Here is a 19,900-nt window from a genome sequence, read left to right as displayed (position 1 = left end):
TATCCTCCTGTGTGCAGAACTTGCACATAGAATGAGCGCGAGCGATGACCCACGCCGAGTCCATTTCCAGTCCCCGGAGTATCTCGTCGACCGACTTGACGCGATCGCCGATCTCTTCGACAAAGATCGGACGGATCTCCTCGTCGAGGCCATCCGCGAGTACATCGAAGAGACCGCTGACAGCGAGACGTTCCAGGAGCTGGTCGCAACGAAGTACTACGACGACCAACTCGAGTTCGAGACGGTCAAACAACTGGTCGGCGCCGAGACCGCCCAGCGACTCCGCCTCCTCAAAGCCGATCTCGAGGACGAGCCACTCGATCTCGCTACCCCCGACGACGTCGACGTCTACGATGGCGACGCGACAACGGTCGACACCGCGACCGACGACGATCGATGAGCAGTCCACGTCTGCGAACGGTCGTTGCCGACACCAGCGCGCTGGTCAGTTTGGCCGTGCCGCGCGCCGACGCAGCGTACGATACTGAATCCGCCCCGGACCCCCTTCAGTATCTGCTCACCTCGTGTGACGTGTTCGTGCCACCCGAGGTCGTCGCAGAGCTCCGTGACATCATGCAGTATCAGGATATCCACGCTGCCGCAGCAACGAATGTGCTCGCGGCTCGCGACCACTACGCAGTCGAAGATCCGTACGAGCGTGACGAAACACCGGACACGAGGCCCACATTCGGGCTCGATGATGGCGAAACTGACGGGATCGTGCTCGCGAACGCGCTTGACGTCGACGGCTTTCTCACCGACGAGTTTGGTGGGACGAACTTCCCGCTCATCCACGCGGTACTCCAAGGACCACGAATCGTCCCGACACCACGGCTCATCTGTGATTACGCCCGGAACGGGCATATGACCCACGAGGAGGCACGAACGCTACTTAGCGCGATCAGCCCCCACCGAAGCTGGGACAACAGCCCATACGTCGCCCAGTTGGTGGCACTTCTGGCGGAGTAGGTTCATTCGCCCTCGAGGTCACGAGCGTCGAGTTCGCCGGCGAGATACTGTTTCCCCTCACGAGTGATATCGTAGACACCGTTCCCGAGATGAACGAGGAGACCGTAGGTGACGAGTGTTTTACAACGGGCGTTGATGTGCTGTCGAGAGAAGCGGACGCGGTCACTGTCAGCCATTTCCTTCGGGGTATCGGGACCCTCTTCAGCAAGATGCTCCAGAATGCGATCATCGGCACGTGACATCCAGTCGGCGTCAAAGCGCATAATCATCTCTGGTTGCGCCGACGCTATCCCAAACGCGCTAAGTCAATTGGAAAAGCTTAGAGCAATTTCAGTTGACTCCCAACCTTTTAAACGGTACTCGTCCTAAGCGTTGGACGCTACAATGGATCGCTCGTCAATGACTGGGTCTGGGGAATCGGCTGACCTCTTGGTCGACATCATCGAGACGCTCGAAGCATGTGGAGTGGATCGGGATGAGTACCAGCTGTATGACTCCATCGACGTCGAAGCGCTCGAGCAGATTTTGAACTCGTCGACTGAGGACGTGGAAGTACAGTTCACAGTGGAGGGAGTTCGGCTCGCGGTGACGCCGGAGAGCGTCGACGTCCTAATCGACGAGGAGTCCATTCCACCGAACCCGTAACTGAATCGGGGTCAGTATCTGACACACCCTGAAAGCCCTCGGCCGCTCGGCATCCCGCGACCGCCGCTGCGCTCCTTGTTCCTGCGGTGCTTGCGGGGTCGGGGGACGACCGAGACGGCCTCGCCCTTTCTGAGTCCACCAGGAGGTGGGGGGTCACCGAGCGTCGGAACTGGATGGCCGGATGTTTCTCGACGGCCCGCCCCGCTCGCCGCGTTCCGCCCTCCGCGTCGCTCGCGACCGACCATTCCGGGCATGCGGGCGCTCTCCGCACCGCGAGCGTCCGTTCCGGGCGTCTGGTCTCGACGCCAGCGGGTATCCCCGTCGGTTGCGCCCCTCGCGGGCTTTCGCGTTCCAGCGCTTTGTGCCGCCTGCGCTGTTGCGCGCCACACCGCGGCGCGCGTGCTCGGCGACAGTCGCCCTGGACACGGACCCGCAGCCCGGGCCGGACACGAACGGGCATATCCCGCTGGCCGCTCGCTCCGGGCGGGTCAGCGCGCGGTGCTGGATGATTGGCCTCCTCGGGCGCGCTCTCGCTTGCGCCCAAGGGCGCTCGCGAAGGCGCGAGCGAGAGCGCGCAGATGGTTCTGTCGGTCGTAGTCGTTGAGAAACCCGCGATGTTGTAGCATCGCGGTGTCGGGCGCGTGAGCGCCTTCAGGTCAGGTAAGACCAATGTCGAGTAAGAACGTCACCAGTGAAGTAGTTTCGGTCGATGAACAGGCATTCGAAAAAGCGGACGAAGCGGAGTTCGACGAGGACGGCTTCAAAGTCGTCGACGAGACCCCGGAGTTCCAGGCGACGGTGCAGATGGAAGTGCAGGCAAAGGTCGATTCAAACCATCCGGACGCGCGCGTCGAGGAAGGGCCGGATCACATGTTCGGGAAGACCCTCGAACAGGAAGAACGCATCAAGGCGCGGGAGGCCGAGCTAGAGCGCATCAGTGCCCAGGCTGAACTCGGGACACAGGAGGGTCGAGAGAAGCGGACGCGAGACATCGCGGCAAAACGGAGCGCTGAGCGGCGGATGACGTTCCAGAAGCGGAGAGCGAGCGTGAATCCGATGGCGGACCCGGATCGGCCGGATCCGCGTGCAGAACTCGAACAGGAGCAGTTGGCGGCTGTGAACGAACAGTCGATGCGATTGGCCGAGAAGCTGAATGGCTGGTCGCGGGCGGCGATCAGTCGGCGGCTGGCCGAGGCGGTCGTCAACGGGAAAGACATAATGAGTGCAGTCGTCGGCGTGTTCGAGGAGCTCCAGACGGCGCCGGGTCAGGTGATCCCGATCGGGACAGTCGAGGACGTGAACCGAAAGGAGGTGAGCATCGAAGGGACTGTAACCCAGTTGTGGGATGCGGATTCTTCGGCAATTCAGCAAGTCGGGCTCATCGAGGACAAGAGCGGGCGAACGAAGTTCACATCCTGGGTCGCGAGCGATCAACCGTGGATGGAAGAAGGCGAGCGAGTGCGGATTCACGGGGCGGCGCGGAATTGGTACCAGGGGCGCGTCTCAGTGGCCCTGACTGGGTGGAGCACCGTGTTGTTCCCAGAGCGCGGTCGGTGGTGGGAGTAGGCAGCTAACGCGGCCTTCTTTTTGCTGCTGCCCGTTCACCCGCTTCCCACCGCCCCACCCAACCTCCACGTTCCGGGCGGCTCACAGAGCCGCCGGGCTTTCGCCACAGCAGAACACTGCGCTGGCTTCGTACCGTTGGGTGTTTATCTGCCCCTGATGGGTGAGGGGCGTTCCGAGATGTACGATTCATTGTACTGTCCCTCGTGAGTTACCATGGCAACGAGAGAGATCTACGAGACGACGTTCGACGAAGATGTCCAGACTGACTCAAGCGCAAACCAGTGTCCCGAGTGCAACGGGCGGATCACCACCAATGCGGTCGAAACCGTCTGCGAGGAGTGTGGTCTCGTCGTCGACGAGCAGCGAATCGACCACGGGCCTGAATGGCGAGCATTCGACGAGGACGAACGTGAACGAACCGGTGCACCACTCACGACGACGCGGCACGACCGGGGCCTATCGACCGAGATCGGTTGGGGTACCGATGCGAATGGGAATACACTTTCTGGACGGAAACGCCAGCAGGTGGCCCGGATGCGCCGTGAGCAGACCCGAGGACGGTTTCAGTCCAAAGCCGAACGCAATCTCGCGCACGGTCTGGGGGAGGTCCGCCGGATCGTGAGCGCACTCGAGCTGTCCGAGACAATTCGTGACCAAGCATGCCAGCTCTTCCGCAGTGCTCAGAACGACAATCTCCTCCCTGGGCGATCGATCGAAGCGATGGCCGCAGCGAGCGTCTATGGGGCGTGTCGGTGCAACGGGCTCTCGCGAACCCTCGGCGACGTCACCGACCCGGCGCGCGTCGAGCAGTCGCGCGTGACGAACGCGTACAAGACGTTGAACACGGAACTCGACCTCCCGGCCCAGCCCGTGACGCCCAGTGCGTTCGTTCCTCGGTTCGCGTCAGAACTCGACGTCCCAGATCAGATCCGGCAGCAGGCCCGGAGGTTGGCGGAAAATTCCGAATCGGCGGGAGTTACCACGGGAGTCCGCCCGTCAGGATTCGCCGCTGCCTGCCTGTACAAAGCGGGGCGCGAACAGGGCCAGTTGCTCACACAGTCGGACGTCGCAGAGGTCGCGAACGTCTCACCGGTAACCGTCCGAACCCACCAGGACGCACTGGACGAACTATCTGTCTAAAGACGCTCCTTTTGTTGATTTGGGTGTTTGTGGAGGAATCGACGGATAGCAATCCTTTAAAACTGAAGACGAAGCATGTTGCGACCAGACCACTCTATGACCGGACGGTACTCTGACTACAAAGAACTACGACCGCTTGGCGAAGCGACGCACATTCCCGACGAGAAACTCACCAGTAGTGGCGAGGGAGAATCCCGACGTCACCGAACGGGTCCAGTCGACGCAGGCTATCCAGACGCCACGACGCCAATGGCGGCCGAGTGTACTTCCTGTGGCGCGTCGATCCCCGCTGGTCAGACGAAGTGCCGGTTCTGTCTCACGAATCATCTTGATGCAGCCACCGATGTACAAGACACCCCTGATTCGGAGTGTGATCTCCTCCACGTCATCCATGCTCTCGTCGAGTCGCGAACGTTCTACGGCGCCGTCGCAAAGGGATCTGCTGCAGCCTCTCTCCTGGCGAAGTCGGATTCCGACCCTGCGATCGACAACTGCCGGCCCATCTACGACCTCAACGAAGAGCCTGCAACGCAGCTTGCCGAGCAGTGGCCCTCGCTCCCCTCAGCAGCACGGATCACTTCAGAGCACGGTGAACAATTGCTCGAGACTGCTCGTGAACGGACAACGTGGGGATGCAAGACAGAGTCGCGTCGTGACGGCGAGCATGCAACGTTCCTCTACGAGGAAACCGGGAGAGTAATTCACGACGAGGATCGTCTTGCGGCCCTCCTAGAAGATGCAGACGACATCTGGCTGGTGCCAGCGATTGCGCTCCAGCGCTCCGTCGAGGATAGCAGTACCGAGAGCCCGCAACGTGAGAACCCGAACAGAGATCACTTCGAGTGTCGAGAGTGCCACCGGAAGACCGAGCATCGGTTCCAACGATTCGAGGCCGTCCCCGATGTGGAGTGGACTGGCCAGCCGATGTGGGAGTGCCACGTGTGCGGAACGCCCCGATACGGACCCGAGCCTGAAGGAGATCGGTAGGCGAGATAGTGATCTTAACCAACACTCGGGGGCGAATCTCTGGAATTGTTGGTTAACTAAAGACCAATTCAGAACCACCCCGGAGATACCTGCTCTCAGTCCGTCGGCGTTTGTCCGCGCCGATAATCGGCGGAGACGCACACATGGACCCGCGAGACACACCCAGTTACCGAATCCACCGCGCGCTCAGCAATCTCACCAGTATCGACATCGATCAATTAAATCCCGCCGATCGAGACCGGATCGACGCAGCGATGACGCTCTTGGAGCAGGTGAGGCGCCTCACTCGACCAGCTGCCGCAGAGGATGTCAGGTCTAGATAAAATCCAGACTATACGACCCTTGAGTAGCGGTTCGTCTTGATCCGCCTCGGAGGGAGTTTGTTACCCCCGAATGGGTGAGGGGCAGGAGAACGCCCTCGAGTACAAACAATGGCAACGCTCCAAGCAGCGACGACATCGACCGGTGCGATCGTAACGAATGCACAGGCAGTCCGCCAGCTCTGCGAAGCACATTGCTTCGGGACCCTGAATTGGGAAGTGGACGAAGAAGGAGAGTTCATCATCTGGGGATACGACGCCCTCGAGGTCTACAAAGCCCGTGAAGACGGCCTTCCCGACTACAAAGGTGGTCTTGTGACGCACGAGTTCCTCCAAACACTCGCCGGCTATCTCGAGCCTAACGAAGAACTCGACATCCAGACAGCTGGGTTCACGAAATGTCGGTTCCCAGTCCTCGCAAAGCGGTACGTCATCCGCGATGGCGAAGTCCTCCGCCGGATCTCAGTTCCATCGAGTCGATCGACGTGTAGCGTTGTTCTCCCCCAGGAGGGGTGCGGGGTGACACAGCACAAGCATCGCCTCGTGAGGTGATTGAATCATGGGACATCGCGCACTCGTTGCGTACGAACGAACCGACGGACAGTACACGCTCCACTACAGTCATTGGGGTGCAGCGAACCTCAAATTGAAGCACCGAATCTCGGCTGAATCGCCGTTCGGTGGCAAGGACACCGACTCCAAGTGGGCGAAACAACTCCTCGCAGAGCTGGCCGATGGCCTCGAGGCAGATGCCGTCGACGGTTACCTGGCTGACGAGGGCCGACCATCGACCGTCATCGAGCCGAAACCTCGAGCTACGGGACTCTCCCTCGACGAGATCGTCGCCGATCATCTTGACTACCTGCATCACGAGGCGTTCTACGTGGTGTCGACGACGTTCGAGATAGCCGCGTATCGGACGCTATGGTTCGGTCTGCAGTATGACTCGGAGACAATCGAACAAGACGAGACAGTCGGGAACGACGCGCTCGCTACCGTGCGCTGGTACGACGGTGAGCCGGTTGGCGACGGCCATCTACAGGGCCAGTTCCAGGCGCTCAAGGACGTCGTCGGCGACATGATCGACAAGGACGTCTTCACACCGTCGACGGCGAGGCAATATCTCAAGCGGAAGCTGGCCGAGTGGGTCAGCGATCGACAGGAATTGCTCATCCCGACCGGCGAATCGCCGTTCGAAAGTGCGAGTGTCGGACACTCGTAGGCGATCTGCTTCGAGGCAGTGGCTGTTTTTTCGGGGGCAAAAGGACTGAGCCCCCGTAGGCTCATGATTCGATGACCGAAGAACCAGCCGACGATCCATTCCACGATTGCGAGTTGGATCCCGACGCGATCCTCGGGACGCGAACCTTCGAAGATGTCCTGTTCACTGACGACACGGAGACGCCGGTAAACGTGTTAACCGGGGAGACACCAGCGCATTCACGAGCAACCGTCGACGAAGCGAAAGGATTCGCGTCGAGTATCGACACCGACACGCCCCAAATCGCACTCCCAGCCTCGGTCGAGACGCAGATCGAAACTCAGAGCAAGCCCTACACTGCCGCCGCGTTTTTCCACTTCAAAGCGACCGGTTCGCTTGAACTTCACCGGGCCTACCACGCCGCCTACGACTCAGACGCGTTCACCGTCGACTTCGAAGCGAACTACGAATCCGGAGACCTGACCATCACTGTCAAATGAGCAGACGAGCCCTGAGAATCCACGCCAGAGCAGGTTTTTTTCGAGCGCCGGCGATGGGTGCCGGCGCATCAACTGAGCAGCAGCGAGCAACCCCGGATCGTCGGCGTCTCAAAGTGATCAAGATGCACATGGTGATATACGCCCTCGTAGAGGCATCGACAAAGGACGAAGCATTGGCTGCAGGAAAGACAGTGTTCGACCGTCTGGTTGGTACAGACGCGCACTCCTGCGCCGTGTTCGACTATTACGTCACGTTCGAAGAAGAGGATACGTCCGTCGCTGGTAAGGCGCGGTGGGGCGATCTCCCGACTGCAGTCCCCGTCGACTCCGACGATGGGGAGGAGTTACTCGATCGGGGCTGGGAAGCAACGAAGGAGGAATTCGAGCGCAATCTCGAACGGGTGAGGGAGGCACTCGACGAGTTCTCTAACGAGGAAATCATGCGCGACGAAGATCTCGCTCGGCATGCGTTCCACCAAGTGGGCGCATACGATGGGCCGATGGTGTTCTTGTACACCGAGCACGCGAGCGGTATCCGTCATCGCGGGCAGCTGGATCGAATCCTCGAGGAAAGCGAAAACCCCTGGATCGTGCCTGCGGACGTCCACTTCTAACAATGCCCCGAATCTCCAACTGGCGGCGCGAGAGCCGTACGCCGGCGCTTAGGTATCGGAACACCGAAACCGGCGCTCGAGCTATCCTGCATCGAGCCCCTGACTCCTACCGCTACAAATGGCGTGGAGTGATCCTCGTTGATGGCTACCCGGTCTGGTCGAGAGGGTACGAGACGAAGGAGGCGACCACGTTCCGGGATGCGCTTCGGGACAGGCCAGCGCCCGAGCTAAGCTGCCCGGAGTGTCTGAACGAGGCTATCGTTATCGGTGGGAAAGCGGCTGACGGCGCAAAAGTCCAGCGCTGGTACGAGTGTCGGAACTGCGGATACGAAGCCCCCTCACGAATCGTGTACGGGGCCGAGCGCTGACTGTACGAACACGCGCTTGGAGTTGTTTTTTCGATCGGGCAAGAGAAATTGACCCGATCAAGCCGGGTCAGTCCACCAATGAGTCTCGAAGTACTCGACCGACACAGTGAGGCACTGTTCGAGTTCCTCTGGTGTCCCGTTTGCGGGCACGAGGTATTCACCAACATTCTCTTCGAAGGGGTGTTTTGCAAGAACTGCAACACGCGGGTCGAATTCCAGGAACCCATAGAAGATCGTGGGTACGAAGATGCCGTGATCGCGTGCTTCGACACGGACACGACCTGGAACCTCCACGTCGACAAGAAGCTCCGTCACGATCTGCCAGATGGGTCGGCGCGAGTGAAGATTCTCGGCGCACCGGGTGCCTACGAGGTCGACTGGTGGAGTCCGGAGCCGGGTGATGAGTGGGAGCCGGTCGAACGTGGTGAGTTCGACGACGTCGACGAGCCGGACGAGGTGTCGCATCTGGCGTAGAGGAATTCGATTTCTCGGCGATTACGTGGTCGTTGTTGTTGCGCCGGCGATGGGTGCCGGCGCACACGTGCCGGAGAGTATTGATGTCGACACGGAGTCAACTCCGATTCGTTCAACGAGTCGAACCGAATTCCAAAACAGATGAGCCGAACGCCTATGACCGGATCGCGCAAGTCTACCGACACTCCGACGGATATCCTTCGAGTGTCCTTCGAGATTTAGTCCAGTTGAAACAGCTCCTCGATGAAACGCGAGCGGAGCGAGGACCATCGTACACAGCAGCCGTCTTCGTGTTTCTCGGGAAGCTCCGAACGATGGATCTGTACGTGGATGAAGGCCGTGATCGAAGTATCGATGCTGACCAACCGGAGGATCTGTTGGATCCGTCCAACATGGAGCATCTGGATCAGCCGCTGTTTCTCCTCGGTCACGGCGTCGAAAATCCAGCGGACGGCATTCACGGTGACGAGGAGTACCTCTACGTCGTGGAACTGCCGACACAGAATCCATTCGACGAACCCGCCGAGTGGACCGTCAAAGTAAGCGCTCACAACGGCTTTCCTCGATGGGACGGACCGACTGAGGAAGCCTTCGAACGAGCCACGTGGCAGTTCCGCGGATCCCTGAAGAACGCATTCGGAGAGCTCGCTGTCGAAACCAGATAGTCAAGTAGAATCCAGAAACATATTTATACGATTTAGCTCTAGGGAATACATAGATGATTACGAAGGCCGGACTCGCTGTCATTGACGTACTTAGCACCGGCCGGGAGGCGACTCCAGAGGTACTCGCGATGGAAACCGGATATTCACAGGCCCATCTCTACGACGTACTCGATGAGTTGCTCGCAGCAGGGCTCCTCATGGAGACTCGGGGTCGTAAAAACCAGCGGCGAGTCCATCTCGCAGATCACTCGGTCACTGAAGCGTATCGGACGCTACGGTCGGGACTCGGCCACGTTGACTGGGGTGACCTTCTCTCGCCAGCCACACTTCGGGTGTGCTGGTATCTCGACGAACCGCGTCGCGTCACCAATATCGCAGAACGACTCGGGATGAGCCGACAAGGCGTCCATAATGCGTTGTCACCGCTCAAACATCGAGCAATGCTGTCACCGTCCGGCCCCGAGTACGCCTTGAGTGAGGATCTCTCACCACTACTGGCGTTCGCTCGTGCCGTCGTGACACACGAGCACCGATCGCGAGTCCGGGAACTCGCCCCGAGTGCGACGGTTGAGTGGTGCGATCCGAAGCGAGCCCTCGTCCGTGTACAGACAGCCGAGGATACGGACGCATTACAGACAGCCCCTGACTGGCGGCTGACCGGGCTCGCTCGATTTGAGAAGTACGGCCTGCAGTTCTTCCTCGCAGGCGAACCCGCGTTCTGGTATGCCCCTGATGAAGCACTCTCTCCTGCCGAGGTGGTGTGCCACACGCTCGTCCTCGATAGCGGGTCCCGTCGCGTCAGCTATGCAATGCTCCTGATCGAGAAGGAGGACATCGATCGGGAAACGCTCACCGAGACTGCGCAATGGTACGACTTGGAGTCCGAAATTAGTGCGATGTATCGGCCACTTCAGGGCGAGTTCGATGTCTCAGAGGAATCCCCTGTCGTCCTTCCGAGTGAATCAGAATTTATGGCACTCAAAGACCAGTATGGTGTCGCATGACCGCGTTTACAGGCGGAGAGGCGATCAAATCGTTTCTCGAAGAGTTCGACAGCTGGTTGTCGGAGTCCGTAACAGTATATCTCCTCGGTGGGTCTGCGATGACGGCTCGAGGCTTAAAGGACCAGACCGAGGATATCGATCTCGCGCTCGGAGTTGTTTCCGAGTTCGAGCACGTCTATCAGACACTCCAGTCACAAGGATTCACCGTCGTCGACGAGCCAACTGAGTCGTTCGAGGGTGTGGGTAAAACCATCGAACTGCATCATGAAGACCGTGGCTTCCAGATCGATATCTTCGAACAGCAGGTCGTCGGGAAGGTGTGGATCACCGATCGAATGCACGACCGAGCTGAAGAGTTCTGGGTCGGCCATCACGTGACGGCATGCGTTCTCTCTGATGAGGATATGTTTCTGCTGAAGGCAGTTTCCGGCGGGGATCTGGCGAGTGGCCGCCGGCGTGATATCGAGGACATGCGGACGTACGCTCAACGAGGGTTGGACTACGAAGTGATTCTAATCGAGATCGATGAGCAGCGACCCTTTAACACCGGTACGACTGAAACACGACAGATCCGTGACCGCTCACACCCGTTGTTTGCGATCGAGATGGCGGTAGATTCACTCTCCGGGCTTCCGAACATGTTCACCACCCGTATCGCAGAGTTCGCGACGGAGTTCGAGGTCGAATATACCGTTCTGGGGGCTGTCGAAGATGGGATCAACGATCTTGAGGCAATCCGAGAGCGAGTCCTCTCGAATGTGCGGGCGCTTTCAAACGAACAAAAAGACGCCGTCGACGACGCGATTGATCGACTGGTCGCAAAGCAGATTCTCGAGCACGAAGGGGAGACGATTGGAGTTCGGTGAGCAGAACCTCTGTGAGAAGCACAATACACCCGCATCCGGTGCGCTGACAGTGCCCACAGTGATCGCTTGCAAATCTACCGGACTGGATCCTTCGTTCCGTTTTTTAACCCCCGAGAGGGGTGTGGGGGTCATCGGCCCTCCCGCGAAACATCGATGAACGCGAACGAACCACCAACACCCTCAGAAGGAGTACAGTCAGAACAGTTCGCTCAGAACTACCGAAAGACAGTTGAATACGTCGGCTTTCGTGTTGACGGCAACACCGTCGTCCTGAACCTCTCGGAGCATCGGCGGCTCTCCCTCAAGCGGAGCCTCCAACTCGTCAATCACAGTCCGGGTGGCTTCGAGTGGGGATATATCGGAAGCGGGCCCGCACAGCTCGCCTGTGCGCTCCTCCTCGACTATTACGACGACGAGCAGTTCGTGCGAGAGCATTACATCGAATTCCAGAATCAGGTGATCAGTCATCTAGAGTGTGTCGGACCCGCGGAGTGCTGGCACCTCACCGGAGAGGAGATCGACGCCGCACTCAGAGCCATCACCGACGACGTCGTCCCCGTTCCGGACGGTGGTCTTCCGGCGCCGTCGTTGCCCGAGAACTGGCGGACTGTTTCCCGACCCGATCGACAAGTGTTCCAGCGGAATGATCGCGACCATTACATCGTTCTCGGAGAGGGTGTCGGCGAGTGGCTCATCATCCTGTGTAGCCAGGGAGATCAAGCCTATCCGGCCCCGTTGGCGAGTCGGACGGTTCGGGTCGACACCGATATTGACCAAGCCATCCGCGACCTCGCGGAGGAGAGCAACGACCTCATCCCGCCGACGATGAGGGAGGACTGATGGAGATCCTTCGGTTGTCGCGAGCCACTCACCAGCTCGTCGATCGCGGTATCGAGGCGCTCCCTAACTTGACTGTTTGTGATTCTACAAACCACTAATTTTCAAACATGAATTTGAATCAGATCTATCTACGCACGGGTTGTGCTCGATGAATTGGCAACAGTTCGATTATGAAGAGGAGTTCTTCGGAGTAAGGATACCAGTATCTGCTCCGAAAATGACGCTGCTATTCCCACATTTTAATCCGAGTTTGGAATAAAACAACTGAACGCCTTTCACTCCACGCCTCCAAAAATGGTGTATGGAAGACGAGACGGTTCGAGTTTGGTTAGTTGAGCGGACATACTCTGACGACGAACAGAACTTGATCATCCTTGTCTACGCGACACCTGATGGAGAGCAATATTTCAGAAAGGAACGCGCTCTCACGAGTTTCACCGATATGCGCGACACAACAGCTGCACTGGCTGTCAATCCCGAAAACTTAGGGACTGTTGATGATGAAGCCGAGCGGGAACAATATGCAACCGAGGCGATTCGAATGGCCGAAAACCACGATCCTGACGATCCCATCTAATTATTCGATGGTACATATGATTCGGTCAAAGAGCAACACAGATTGACCATAGGTAGAATACCGGTGTGTTTTGATGATGGAAAGCCTCCCAACCCGTATGAGAGAGCTCGTCTTTGCCCTCGACTACGAACCCGGGAGGAACACGCTTGCGGACGTTCTCGCTGACCATCCCGATGCTCGCGTCCGGTCACTATCTCTTCACGCTACAGCAGAGAGTCTCTGGCGCGTCGATCATGCCACTGGCTCATCAGAAGCCCTTCCCGCAATTGAGGATGCGGTTCTCACAGCCGACTACTATGCAGACTGTCTCGCCGCCAATCCGTGTGGTGCAGAGTCCGAAACACAAGTTCTTGATCGAACAGACGATACGCTCGTCCTCTACACGTACTGGCAGCGAACACAAGTCTGCGAATCTATCCCGCATCTCGCGCTTGAACACCTCGGTGACGGACTCCTCTTCGAAACCCAGCATGAACAGCGCCGCCACACATGGCGAATCATCCACCCAGAGGGTGCAGCCATCCACGGCTTCTTCGACGCACTGCACGCAGAACTCCCTTCCGAGATTGATGTTGAAATGCTCAGCCTCACAGGCCTCTCCCCTCCGACTACTACCAGATTCAACGTTGATGATATGTTGACTAATAAGCAACGAGAAGCGCTGACCGCCGCTGTTGAGCACGGATATTACAAGACCCCTCGGGAGACTAATCTCGGGGAGCTTGCTGAAAAACTCGATATGCCGCGATCAACGCTTACGTATCGGGTACGGCGAGCTGAAGCCCAGATAATCAAACAACTCACAACCAATGAAACCGCCATGGATATGACTCGTTCATCGTAATTGGTATGCTCTAAACTACATTTGGAATATTCCAAATTAAGTCTTATTCTGATCGTCCTCCTTTTACTGGTATGAGAGATTCAGATAACGAGGACGAAGGACACGCTCAGTGGAGCGGACCGTGGTACCTCTTCCCTCCAATTCGGAATGCGCTTCTTGCTGCTGTGATAGCTGTTCTCACGTTTACGTTCGGCTTCTTGAATTACCTTCCAGCGATAGCGGAAAACGGCCTGTACGCGGTAGCAATGGTGCTTGGAGGGTTCCACTGGGCGCGAGAAGGAATCGAGGAGCTCGTTGGAGAACACGAAATCGATATCGAGATTTTGATGTTAGCCGCCACCGGTGGCGCAGTCTTCTTCGGCCTCTGGGAGGAGGCAGCCATCCTCGCTATCCTGTACGGCGCTGCCGAAGGCGTCGAAGAATACACGTTCGTCCGGACACGCGCCTCAATCCGGAGTTTGCTTGATCTCGCACCCGAAGAAGCTCGCCTGGTCACAAATGGCAGCACACGAATGGTTCCAGCACGAGAGTTAGATATCGGTGATGTTTTTCGGGTCAAGCCTGGGGAATCAGTTCCAACTGATGGACGTATTGTCGATGGGCGTTCCACGGTTGATCAGGCGGCAGTCACCGGTGAATCTACGGCTGTCGATAAGCGAGAAGGCGATGAGGTGTTTGCTGGCTCTGTAAACCAGGAGGGTGTCCTCGAAGTGGAAGCCACCACGACATTCGAGGATAATACGCTTTCAAAGATGATCCATCTCGTTGAGGAGGCGCAAGAAGAGAAAGGGAAATCTCAGCTGTTCATTGAGAAGTTCGGTGGTGTCTATTCACCGCTCGTTCTCTTGGTCGCGCTCGGGCTCATGGGTGCGCCGTTCATTGCTGGCCTTCCGGGCTACTGGGCGGAACGTGCTATTGTCCTGCTTGTCGCGGCAGCACCCTGTGCCTTAGTCATGTCAACCCCGATTGCCATTGCCTCCGGAATCGGTCGAGCGGGTCGAGAAGGAGTACTGGTCAAGGGTGGTATTCATCTTGAAAACTTAGGGAAAATCGAAGCAATTGCGTTCGATAAGACCGGGACGCTGACTCGGGGCGAGCCGGTGGTCACGGACGTCGTTGCGTATGAGGGAACCGAAGATGATGTCCTGAGACAAGCGGCGAGTGTGGAGCAGTACTCTGAACACCATCTTGGTGAAGCGATCATGAATGCTGCTGCTGAACGCGGAATTCAACACACTGAGGCGTCTGAATTCAGTTCAATAACGGGATACGGGGCGCAAGCTCAACTCATCGAGGAGACCGTTTACGTTGGGAAACCAGGGCTTTTCGAACGATTCAATCATGACGTGGATGGGATTGCAGAAGCCGAGGAGCTTCAAAAAGAAGGGAAGACGGTTGTCCTTGTTGGGACACCGGAACGAATCATGGGAGTAATTGCGCTTCGTGATGAGCCGCGACCAGAAGCGAAAGGCGTCATTCAGGAACTTCACGAGAGAGACGTTGAGGTGTTGATGCTGACGGGGGATAATAAGGAAACGGCGCAAGCAATCGCGACAGAACTCGGTATTGACGATGTTCGAGCCGATTTAAAGCCAGAAGAGAAGGTCGAAGCGGTCAAAGAACTCACCACGAAGTACGGGGCAGTCGCCATGGTGGGTGACGGAATCAATGATGCGCCAGCATTGGCCCAAGCAACGGTCGGGATCGCCATGGGGACTGCGGGGACAGATGCTGCGATTGAGGCGGCTGATATCGCACTGATGGCGGATGACATCACGAAAGTGACGTACGCACTGTCACTCGGACAACGAGCACAGCGGATTAGCCGTCAAAACATCGTGTTCTCACTACTCGTACTAGCTGTACTCATTCCAGGTGCAGTACTTGGTGTGATCGGAATCGTCGGGGCCGTAATCGCCCATGAAGGGTCTGAATTATTGGCGATTGGGAACGGGTTGCGAGTGAGACGAGGGTGATACTGGGTCGGATTTTTTGGAATCGTAGCTGATGTTCGGGTAAAACATGATTCTGGAAATTCGGAAATGACACGCTTCCATTTATTACTGCTAATACTGTGTCGACACCCGAACCTATGATTACCGATGCGCGCGTCTTGCAGCCTGAATTCATTCCACGAGAAGTCCAGCATCGAGACGCGGAGGTCAACTACCTCTCCAATGTCCTCAACCCGATAACTAACGGAGGGCGTGCTGATCCTGCGTTATTGCACGGTCCGTCCGGTGTAGGGAAAACGTGCATCGCCCAGATCCGCGCACTTCACTGCTGGGAGGCTCACCCGTGGGTCCCGAATCCCGAGCAGGTCCGGCTCCGGCAGTCCGCCGCCGAGTAGCAACGAACTCCGACTACACCCTCGCCTCGGAACCCGTGTTAACCAACAGTCAACCGCTCTCCAGTCCAGATGTTGGTTAACGAGGTGTCGTTTTTTGCGCCCGGCAGAGGGGCGCAGGGCGCGAGACGACGCAGTCGCCCGTCGACGAGCGTTCCTGATTCGAGGTGACTGAAATGAAAGACCCAGAGTCCAGAACCATCTTCGCTGGCGTCGATGGACGTACCGACACCGAACTGCCCGAGTGGTATCAGCAGCGGCGAGCGGGCATAGAACCCGTTACATTCGCCGAGGCGGTCCGTGACCTTCCGCAGGCCGTCGAAACCACCGTGGCCTACCAGAACCCCTACACCGACGAGTGGGTCGAGACGGAGCGATTCAATGCCCTCGTCGAACCGGGTCGGGCTCGTACGCAGGCCCGTGATGGGGATGCAGAAACGGATCCCCTCTTCCACGTCCCGACAAATTCGTACTCGGTAATCAACCCAGTCGACGTGTACGGCCCGCTAGAAGAGGTCCTTCGCGAGGAGACCATCGATGGAGCACCGCTGGGCGACGTGATGTTCGGAGAGATGCGATGCTACCGAGGCGGGGGTGAGGTCCACATGGACATTATGTTCGATGGTCTCGAGGTCCGCCTCCCCGGCCGATCGGACCCGATCACGATGGGTGTCACGTCGGGCTACGACTTCTTCGGCGAGCATGCGGTCTACGTGGAGGGTTTCGCTCAGGACGGCTACTGTTCGAACACGATGCGCTCGCTCACCGACAAGGAGGTCATCAAGCACGTCGGCGACGTGGGGAACTTCCGGACGTGGTGGGAGGAGATCCTCGCGCAGGTCGAACTCGTCGCCGACGATCTCTTCGAGTTCATCAGGGATGCCCAAGACATCGAGCTCGATTTCTCGGAGCTTCCGTTCACCGTTACGGAGTTCTACAGCCTGCTGGGCTTCCCTGACTACTTGGCCGAGCGCGCCGCGAGCGATGCGGAAGCAAATTCGGTCTCACCCTTCGAGATCGACATGTGGACGCTACATTCCGGCGCGACGTACGCGCTCACCCACTTCTTCCAGGGGAAAGAGGGGGCGTCGCTGGACGGCTACGTTCGTACGGCCAACGACATCCTATTCAACCCGGAGGGAACCATCGAGCGCGTCGAACGAGCCTACGAGGAGCAGCTGGAGGCGGACGGAGACGACGGATCGCAGGCGCCGCTGGCCGGCGAACGAGCGCTGGCGAGCATCGAGCGGGTCAGAAACGATCTGCAGGAGAAGGTCGACCAGTTCGAAGAGCGTGAGGATGCTCTCCGCGAGCGATTCCAGGCCGCGTTGAGCTGAATTGGCTGGGCAGGACAGCTTTTTTTGAGGCGTTCGTCATTCGGTGTCGCCACGCGTGCATAGGCCTCGTATTCGTCGGGGATTCCACCAGAGACCATGAAACCCAGCAGCAAAACCCGGCAAGGAGACCGCCCACGAGATACGCGACCGCGCGACCGATCTGCGTCGGCCTTCCCTTGGGTGCGAACAGATGTACTCCGGCCAGAACTGCGACGCTCAGCGGAATCACCAAGAGTCAGCTGAGCTGTTGGGAGGCGAGCCACCCGAAGACGAGGCCGCCAAAGAGCGCGAGAAGCGTCTCCGGTAGCCTCGAGAGTCAGTGGGGTTCTGTCATCGGAGATCACCCAGAGAGATCTGCGCGTTTGAGGAACTGGGCGTTGATCGCGACGATGACCGTACTCGCGGACATCAACACGGCACCCACGGCCGGCGAGAGCAAGATCCCGATCGGCGCAAGAACGCCCGCTGCCAGCGGCAACGCGAACACGTTGTAGCCGGCTGCCCAGACGAGGTTCTCCTGCATCTTCCGGTAGCTCTTGCGACTCAACCGGACGAGTTTCACCACGTCCCGCGGGTCGTTTTCAACGAGGACGACGTCGGCCGCTTCGACGGCGACGTCCGTTCCGGAACCGATCGCGATGCCCACGTCCGAACGGGTCAACGCAGGGGCGTCGTTGACACCATCGCCGACCATCGCTACGAGATTGCCCTGTTCTTGCAGCTCGATGATCTTCTTGTCCTTGTCGTCGGGCAACACCTCCGCGAAGTACGTGTCAATGCCGAGTTCTTCGGAGACGGCGCGAGCGACATCTTCGCTATCGCCGGTCAGCATCGCCACCTCGACACCCATCGCGTGAAGCGCGTCGATCGCCTCGCGGCTCTCCTCGCGAATGACGTCCGCGAGGGCAACCGCCCCGATTGCCTCGCCGTCGCGGATCAGATAGACAACGCCCTGTCCGCGTTCGCCGGCCTCGTCGCTGAACGCCTTGAGCTCATCACTGGGATCGACGTCGAGGTGGCGAAGCAGGTTCGGGCCACCGACGTACACCGTCTCCCCATCTTGTCCACCGCTCGCCTCCGCGTCGGGAAGGGCAGCGGCTTCCAGCTCGACGGTCGCACGGACGCCCCGACCCTTCAGCGCCTCGAAGCCGTGGGCGTCGGGGACGTCCAGTTCCCGCTCCCGGGCGGCGTCTCGGATCGCTTCGGCGATCATGTGTTCGGAGTCGCTCTCGACGGCCGCCATCAGCGAAAGGACGTCATCCTCATCCCAGTCAGTCGTCGTCTCGACGTCAACGATGCCTTGCTCGCCTTTGGTGAGCGTGCCTGTCTTGTCGAAGACGATGGTATCGAGGTTGCGGGCCTCCTCCATCGCGATCCGATCCCGAATAAGCATCCCGTTGTTGGCGGCCATCGTCGTGTTAATCGCGACCACCAGCGGGACGGCGAGGCCGAGTGCGTGCGGACACGCGATGACGAGTACCGTGACGACACGTTCGACGACCGGCAGCCCGAAGCCGACCGCGATCGTCCACGCCACGGCGGTGAGCGCGGCGACGCCGAGGGCGGCGTAGAACAGCCATCCTGCTGCCCTGTCGGCGAGCACCTGCGTGCGCGACTTGCTCTGTTGGGCTTCCTCAACCAGTCGCACGATCCCCGACAAGGTCGTCTCGTCACCCGTCGCGGTCACGCGAACACGCAGACTGCCGTCGCCGTTGGTCGTCCCACCGATCACCTCGTCGCCCGGCTCCTTCCCAACGGGACGAGACTCACCGGTGATCATCGCCTCGTTGACGTTGGACTCGCCCTCTTCGACGATGCCATCGGCCGGAACGTTCGCCCCCGGCCGGACGAGCACGAGATCATCAGCCGCTAGCTCGTCGACGGGAACGTCCTCAGTGTCGCCGCTCTCCGTGATACGCTCGGCCGTGTCGGGCATCAATTCAGCCAGCTCGTCCAGCGCGCCCGACGCTCGACGGACGCTGCGCATCTCGATCCAGTGACCGAGCAGGAAGATGACGACCAGCGTCACGAGCTCCCAGAAGAACGGCTCGCCGATATCGAAGGCGACGGCAGCCGCGCTGTAGACGAACGCGACGGTTATCGCCAGCGAGATCAACAGCATCATCCCTGGTTCGCGTTTGCGGGCCTCGGCAGCCCCCATCCGGAGGAATGGGATCCCGCCGTAGAGGAATACGAGCGTGCCGAGTACCGGGCCGACGAGCACGCTTCCTGGGAACGTCGGTGCGGTGAACCCAAACCACTCCTGTAGCATCGGACTATACGCTAACACCGGTATCGCGAGGACGAAGCTGACGAAGAACCGCCGTTTGAACATCTCCTCGTGGCCGGAGTGGTCGACGTGAGCGCCGTGGTCGTGGTCGTGGTCGTCCGCGTGTGCGTCGTGATCGTGATGGGGCGCGTGCCCGTCTTCTGCATCGGGTTCCGCCTCGTGACGAGCGGTGTATTCGGCGTCCGTCTCTTCCAACCGCTCGTCGTCGGTCTCGTCTTCGACGTTCAGATTACAGACTCGACAACAAGGACAACGCCGATCCGTCAATCGCTCGTCGGGTTCCTGTGAGTCTGGAGCATGCTCTTCGGTGTGGCCGTCGTGTTCGTGGCTGTGGTCGGACATTGAG

General features: G+C 58.9%; 22 protein-coding genes and 2 pseudogenes. 21 read left to right on the top strand and 3 right to left on the bottom strand.

What is annotated here, in order from left to right; all coding sequences use genetic code 11:
* The first annotated feature begins 31 nt into the window (after positions 1-31).
* Entirely contained in the window at positions 32-400 is a 369-nt protein-coding gene (locus BBD46_RS10550) for a hypothetical protein (RefSeq protein WP_071401666.1), read from the top strand.
* Positions 397-969: a hypothetical protein gene (locus tag BBD46_RS10545; protein WP_071401665.1), complete on the top strand. Its 573-nt coding sequence runs from the start codon at positions 397-399 to the stop codon at positions 967-969. The genes BBD46_RS10550 and BBD46_RS10545 overlap by 4 nt, the downstream gene beginning before the upstream one ends.
* Positions 970-971: 2 nt before the next feature.
* Here BBD46_RS10545 and BBD46_RS10540 read toward each other — a convergent pair whose 3' ends face one another.
* Positions 972-1,232 carry a winged helix-turn-helix domain-containing protein gene (locus tag BBD46_RS10540; protein WP_071401753.1) on the bottom strand — a complete coding sequence of 87 codons (261 nt, stop codon included), beginning with the start codon at positions 1,230-1,232 and terminating at the stop codon, positions 972-974.
* 121 nt (positions 1,233-1,353) lie between these two features.
* Here BBD46_RS10540 and BBD46_RS10535 point away from each other — a divergent pair, with 121 nt between their 5' ends.
* Positions 1,354-1,614 (top strand): HalOD1 output domain-containing protein, encoded by a 261-nt coding sequence (locus BBD46_RS10535; RefSeq protein WP_071401664.1) that lies wholly within the window; start codon positions 1,354-1,356, stop codon positions 1,612-1,614.
* Between the two features lie 11 nt (positions 1,615-1,625).
* On the opposite strand, the gene BBD46_RS22645 is transcribed toward BBD46_RS10535, so the two are convergent.
* Positions 1,626-2,003 (bottom strand): hypothetical protein, encoded by a 378-nt coding sequence (locus BBD46_RS22645; protein WP_171908191.1) that lies wholly within the window; start codon positions 2,001-2,003, stop codon positions 1,626-1,628.
* 280 nt (positions 2,004-2,283) lie between these two features.
* Between BBD46_RS22645 and BBD46_RS10530 the strand changes: the two genes are divergently transcribed.
* The 18 genes and pseudogenes from BBD46_RS10530 (at position 2,284) to BBD46_RS10445 (ending at position 17,264) form a co-directional block, all read left to right on the top strand.
* Complete coding sequence (locus BBD46_RS10530; RefSeq protein WP_071401663.1) at positions 2,284-3,180, top strand: DNA-binding protein; 897 nt, start codon at positions 2,284-2,286, stop codon at positions 3,178-3,180.
* 213 nt (positions 3,181-3,393) lie between these two features.
* Entirely contained in the window at positions 3,394-4,320 is a 927-nt protein-coding gene (locus BBD46_RS10525) for a transcription initiation factor IIB (protein ID WP_071401662.1), read from the top strand.
* Positions 4,321-4,416: 96 nt separating this feature from the next.
* On the top strand, positions 4,417-5,307 hold the full coding sequence (locus BBD46_RS10520; RefSeq protein ID WP_071401752.1) for a hypothetical protein: 891 nt from the start codon (positions 4,417-4,419) through the stop codon (positions 5,305-5,307).
* A gap of 431 nt (positions 5,308-5,738) precedes the next feature.
* Positions 5,739-6,118, top strand: a pseudogene (locus tag BBD46_RS10515) (hypothetical protein).
* Positions 6,119-6,186: 68 nt separating this feature from the next.
* Positions 6,187-6,849 (top strand): DUF6735 family protein, encoded by a 663-nt coding sequence (locus BBD46_RS10510; protein WP_071401661.1) that lies wholly within the window; start codon positions 6,187-6,189, stop codon positions 6,847-6,849.
* A gap of 71 nt (positions 6,850-6,920) precedes the next feature.
* Positions 6,921-7,328 (top strand): hypothetical protein, encoded by a 408-nt coding sequence (locus tag BBD46_RS10505; protein ID WP_071401660.1) that lies wholly within the window; start codon positions 6,921-6,923, stop codon positions 7,326-7,328.
* Positions 7,329-7,450: 122 nt separating this feature from the next.
* The gene (locus BBD46_RS10500) at positions 7,451-7,942 is read left to right on the top strand and encodes a hypothetical protein (protein ID WP_071401751.1); all 492 of its coding nucleotides are present in this window, start codon (positions 7,451-7,453) and stop codon (positions 7,940-7,942) included.
* 2 nt (positions 7,943-7,944) lie between these two features.
* Positions 7,945-8,310 (top strand): DUF7568 family protein, encoded by a 366-nt coding sequence (locus BBD46_RS10495; RefSeq protein ID WP_071401659.1) that lies wholly within the window; start codon positions 7,945-7,947, stop codon positions 8,308-8,310.
* A 78-nt stretch (positions 8,311-8,388) separates the two neighbouring features.
* Positions 8,389-8,784: a DUF7567 family protein gene (locus BBD46_RS10490; RefSeq protein ID WP_071401658.1), complete on the top strand. Its 396-nt coding sequence runs from the start codon at positions 8,389-8,391 to the stop codon at positions 8,782-8,784.
* 83 nt (positions 8,785-8,867) lie between these two features.
* A complete protein-coding gene (locus BBD46_RS10485; protein WP_071401657.1) occupies positions 8,868-9,449 on the top strand; it encodes a hypothetical protein in 582 nt (193 codons plus the stop codon).
* Between the two features lie 53 nt (positions 9,450-9,502).
* Entirely contained in the window at positions 9,503-10,453 is a 951-nt protein-coding gene (locus BBD46_RS10480) for a winged helix DNA-binding protein (protein ID WP_071401656.1), read from the top strand.
* Positions 10,450-11,319, top strand: a complete 870-nt coding sequence (locus BBD46_RS10475) for a hypothetical protein (protein WP_071401655.1) — start codon at positions 10,450-10,452, stop codon at positions 11,317-11,319. The genes BBD46_RS10480 and BBD46_RS10475 overlap by 4 nt, the downstream gene beginning before the upstream one ends.
* Positions 11,320-11,472: 153 nt before the next feature.
* Complete coding sequence (locus BBD46_RS10470) at positions 11,473-12,159, top strand: DUF6166 domain-containing protein (RefSeq protein WP_071401654.1); 687 nt, start codon at positions 11,473-11,475, stop codon at positions 12,157-12,159.
* A 301-nt stretch (positions 12,160-12,460) separates the two neighbouring features.
* On the top strand, positions 12,461-12,736 hold the full coding sequence (locus BBD46_RS10465; protein ID WP_071401653.1) for a hypothetical protein: 276 nt from the start codon (positions 12,461-12,463) through the stop codon (positions 12,734-12,736).
* 97 nt (positions 12,737-12,833) lie between these two features.
* The gene (locus BBD46_RS10460) at positions 12,834-13,580 is read left to right on the top strand and encodes a helix-turn-helix domain-containing protein (protein ID WP_071401652.1); all 747 of its coding nucleotides are present in this window, start codon (positions 12,834-12,836) and stop codon (positions 13,578-13,580) included.
* A 71-nt stretch (positions 13,581-13,651) separates the two neighbouring features.
* Entirely contained in the window at positions 13,652-15,556 is a 1,905-nt protein-coding gene (locus BBD46_RS10455; RefSeq protein WP_071401651.1) for a heavy metal translocating P-type ATPase, read from the top strand.
* 116 nt (positions 15,557-15,672) lie between these two features.
* Positions 15,673-15,846: pseudogene (locus tag BBD46_RS10450) on the top strand (AAA family ATPase); the annotation flags it as partial.
* 257 nt (positions 15,847-16,103) lie between these two features.
* Positions 16,104-17,264: a hypothetical protein gene (locus tag BBD46_RS10445; protein ID WP_071401649.1), complete on the top strand. Its 1,161-nt coding sequence runs from the start codon at positions 16,104-16,106 to the stop codon at positions 17,262-17,264.
* 340 nt (positions 17,265-17,604) lie between these two features.
* Here the strand turns inward: BBD46_RS10445 and BBD46_RS10440 are convergent, their stop codons facing one another.
* A complete protein-coding gene (locus BBD46_RS10440) occupies positions 17,605-19,896 on the bottom strand; it encodes a heavy metal translocating P-type ATPase (RefSeq protein WP_071401648.1) in 2,292 nt (763 codons plus the stop codon).
* Positions 19,897-19,900 lie beyond the last annotated feature (4 nt).

It is taken from the genome of Natrialba sp. SSL1 (assembly GCF_001861355.1).
Taxonomy (GTDB): Archaea; Halobacteriota; Halobacteria; order Halobacteriales; family Natrialbaceae; genus Natrialba.
This window is presented reverse-complemented; position numbering and strand designations above follow the sequence as displayed.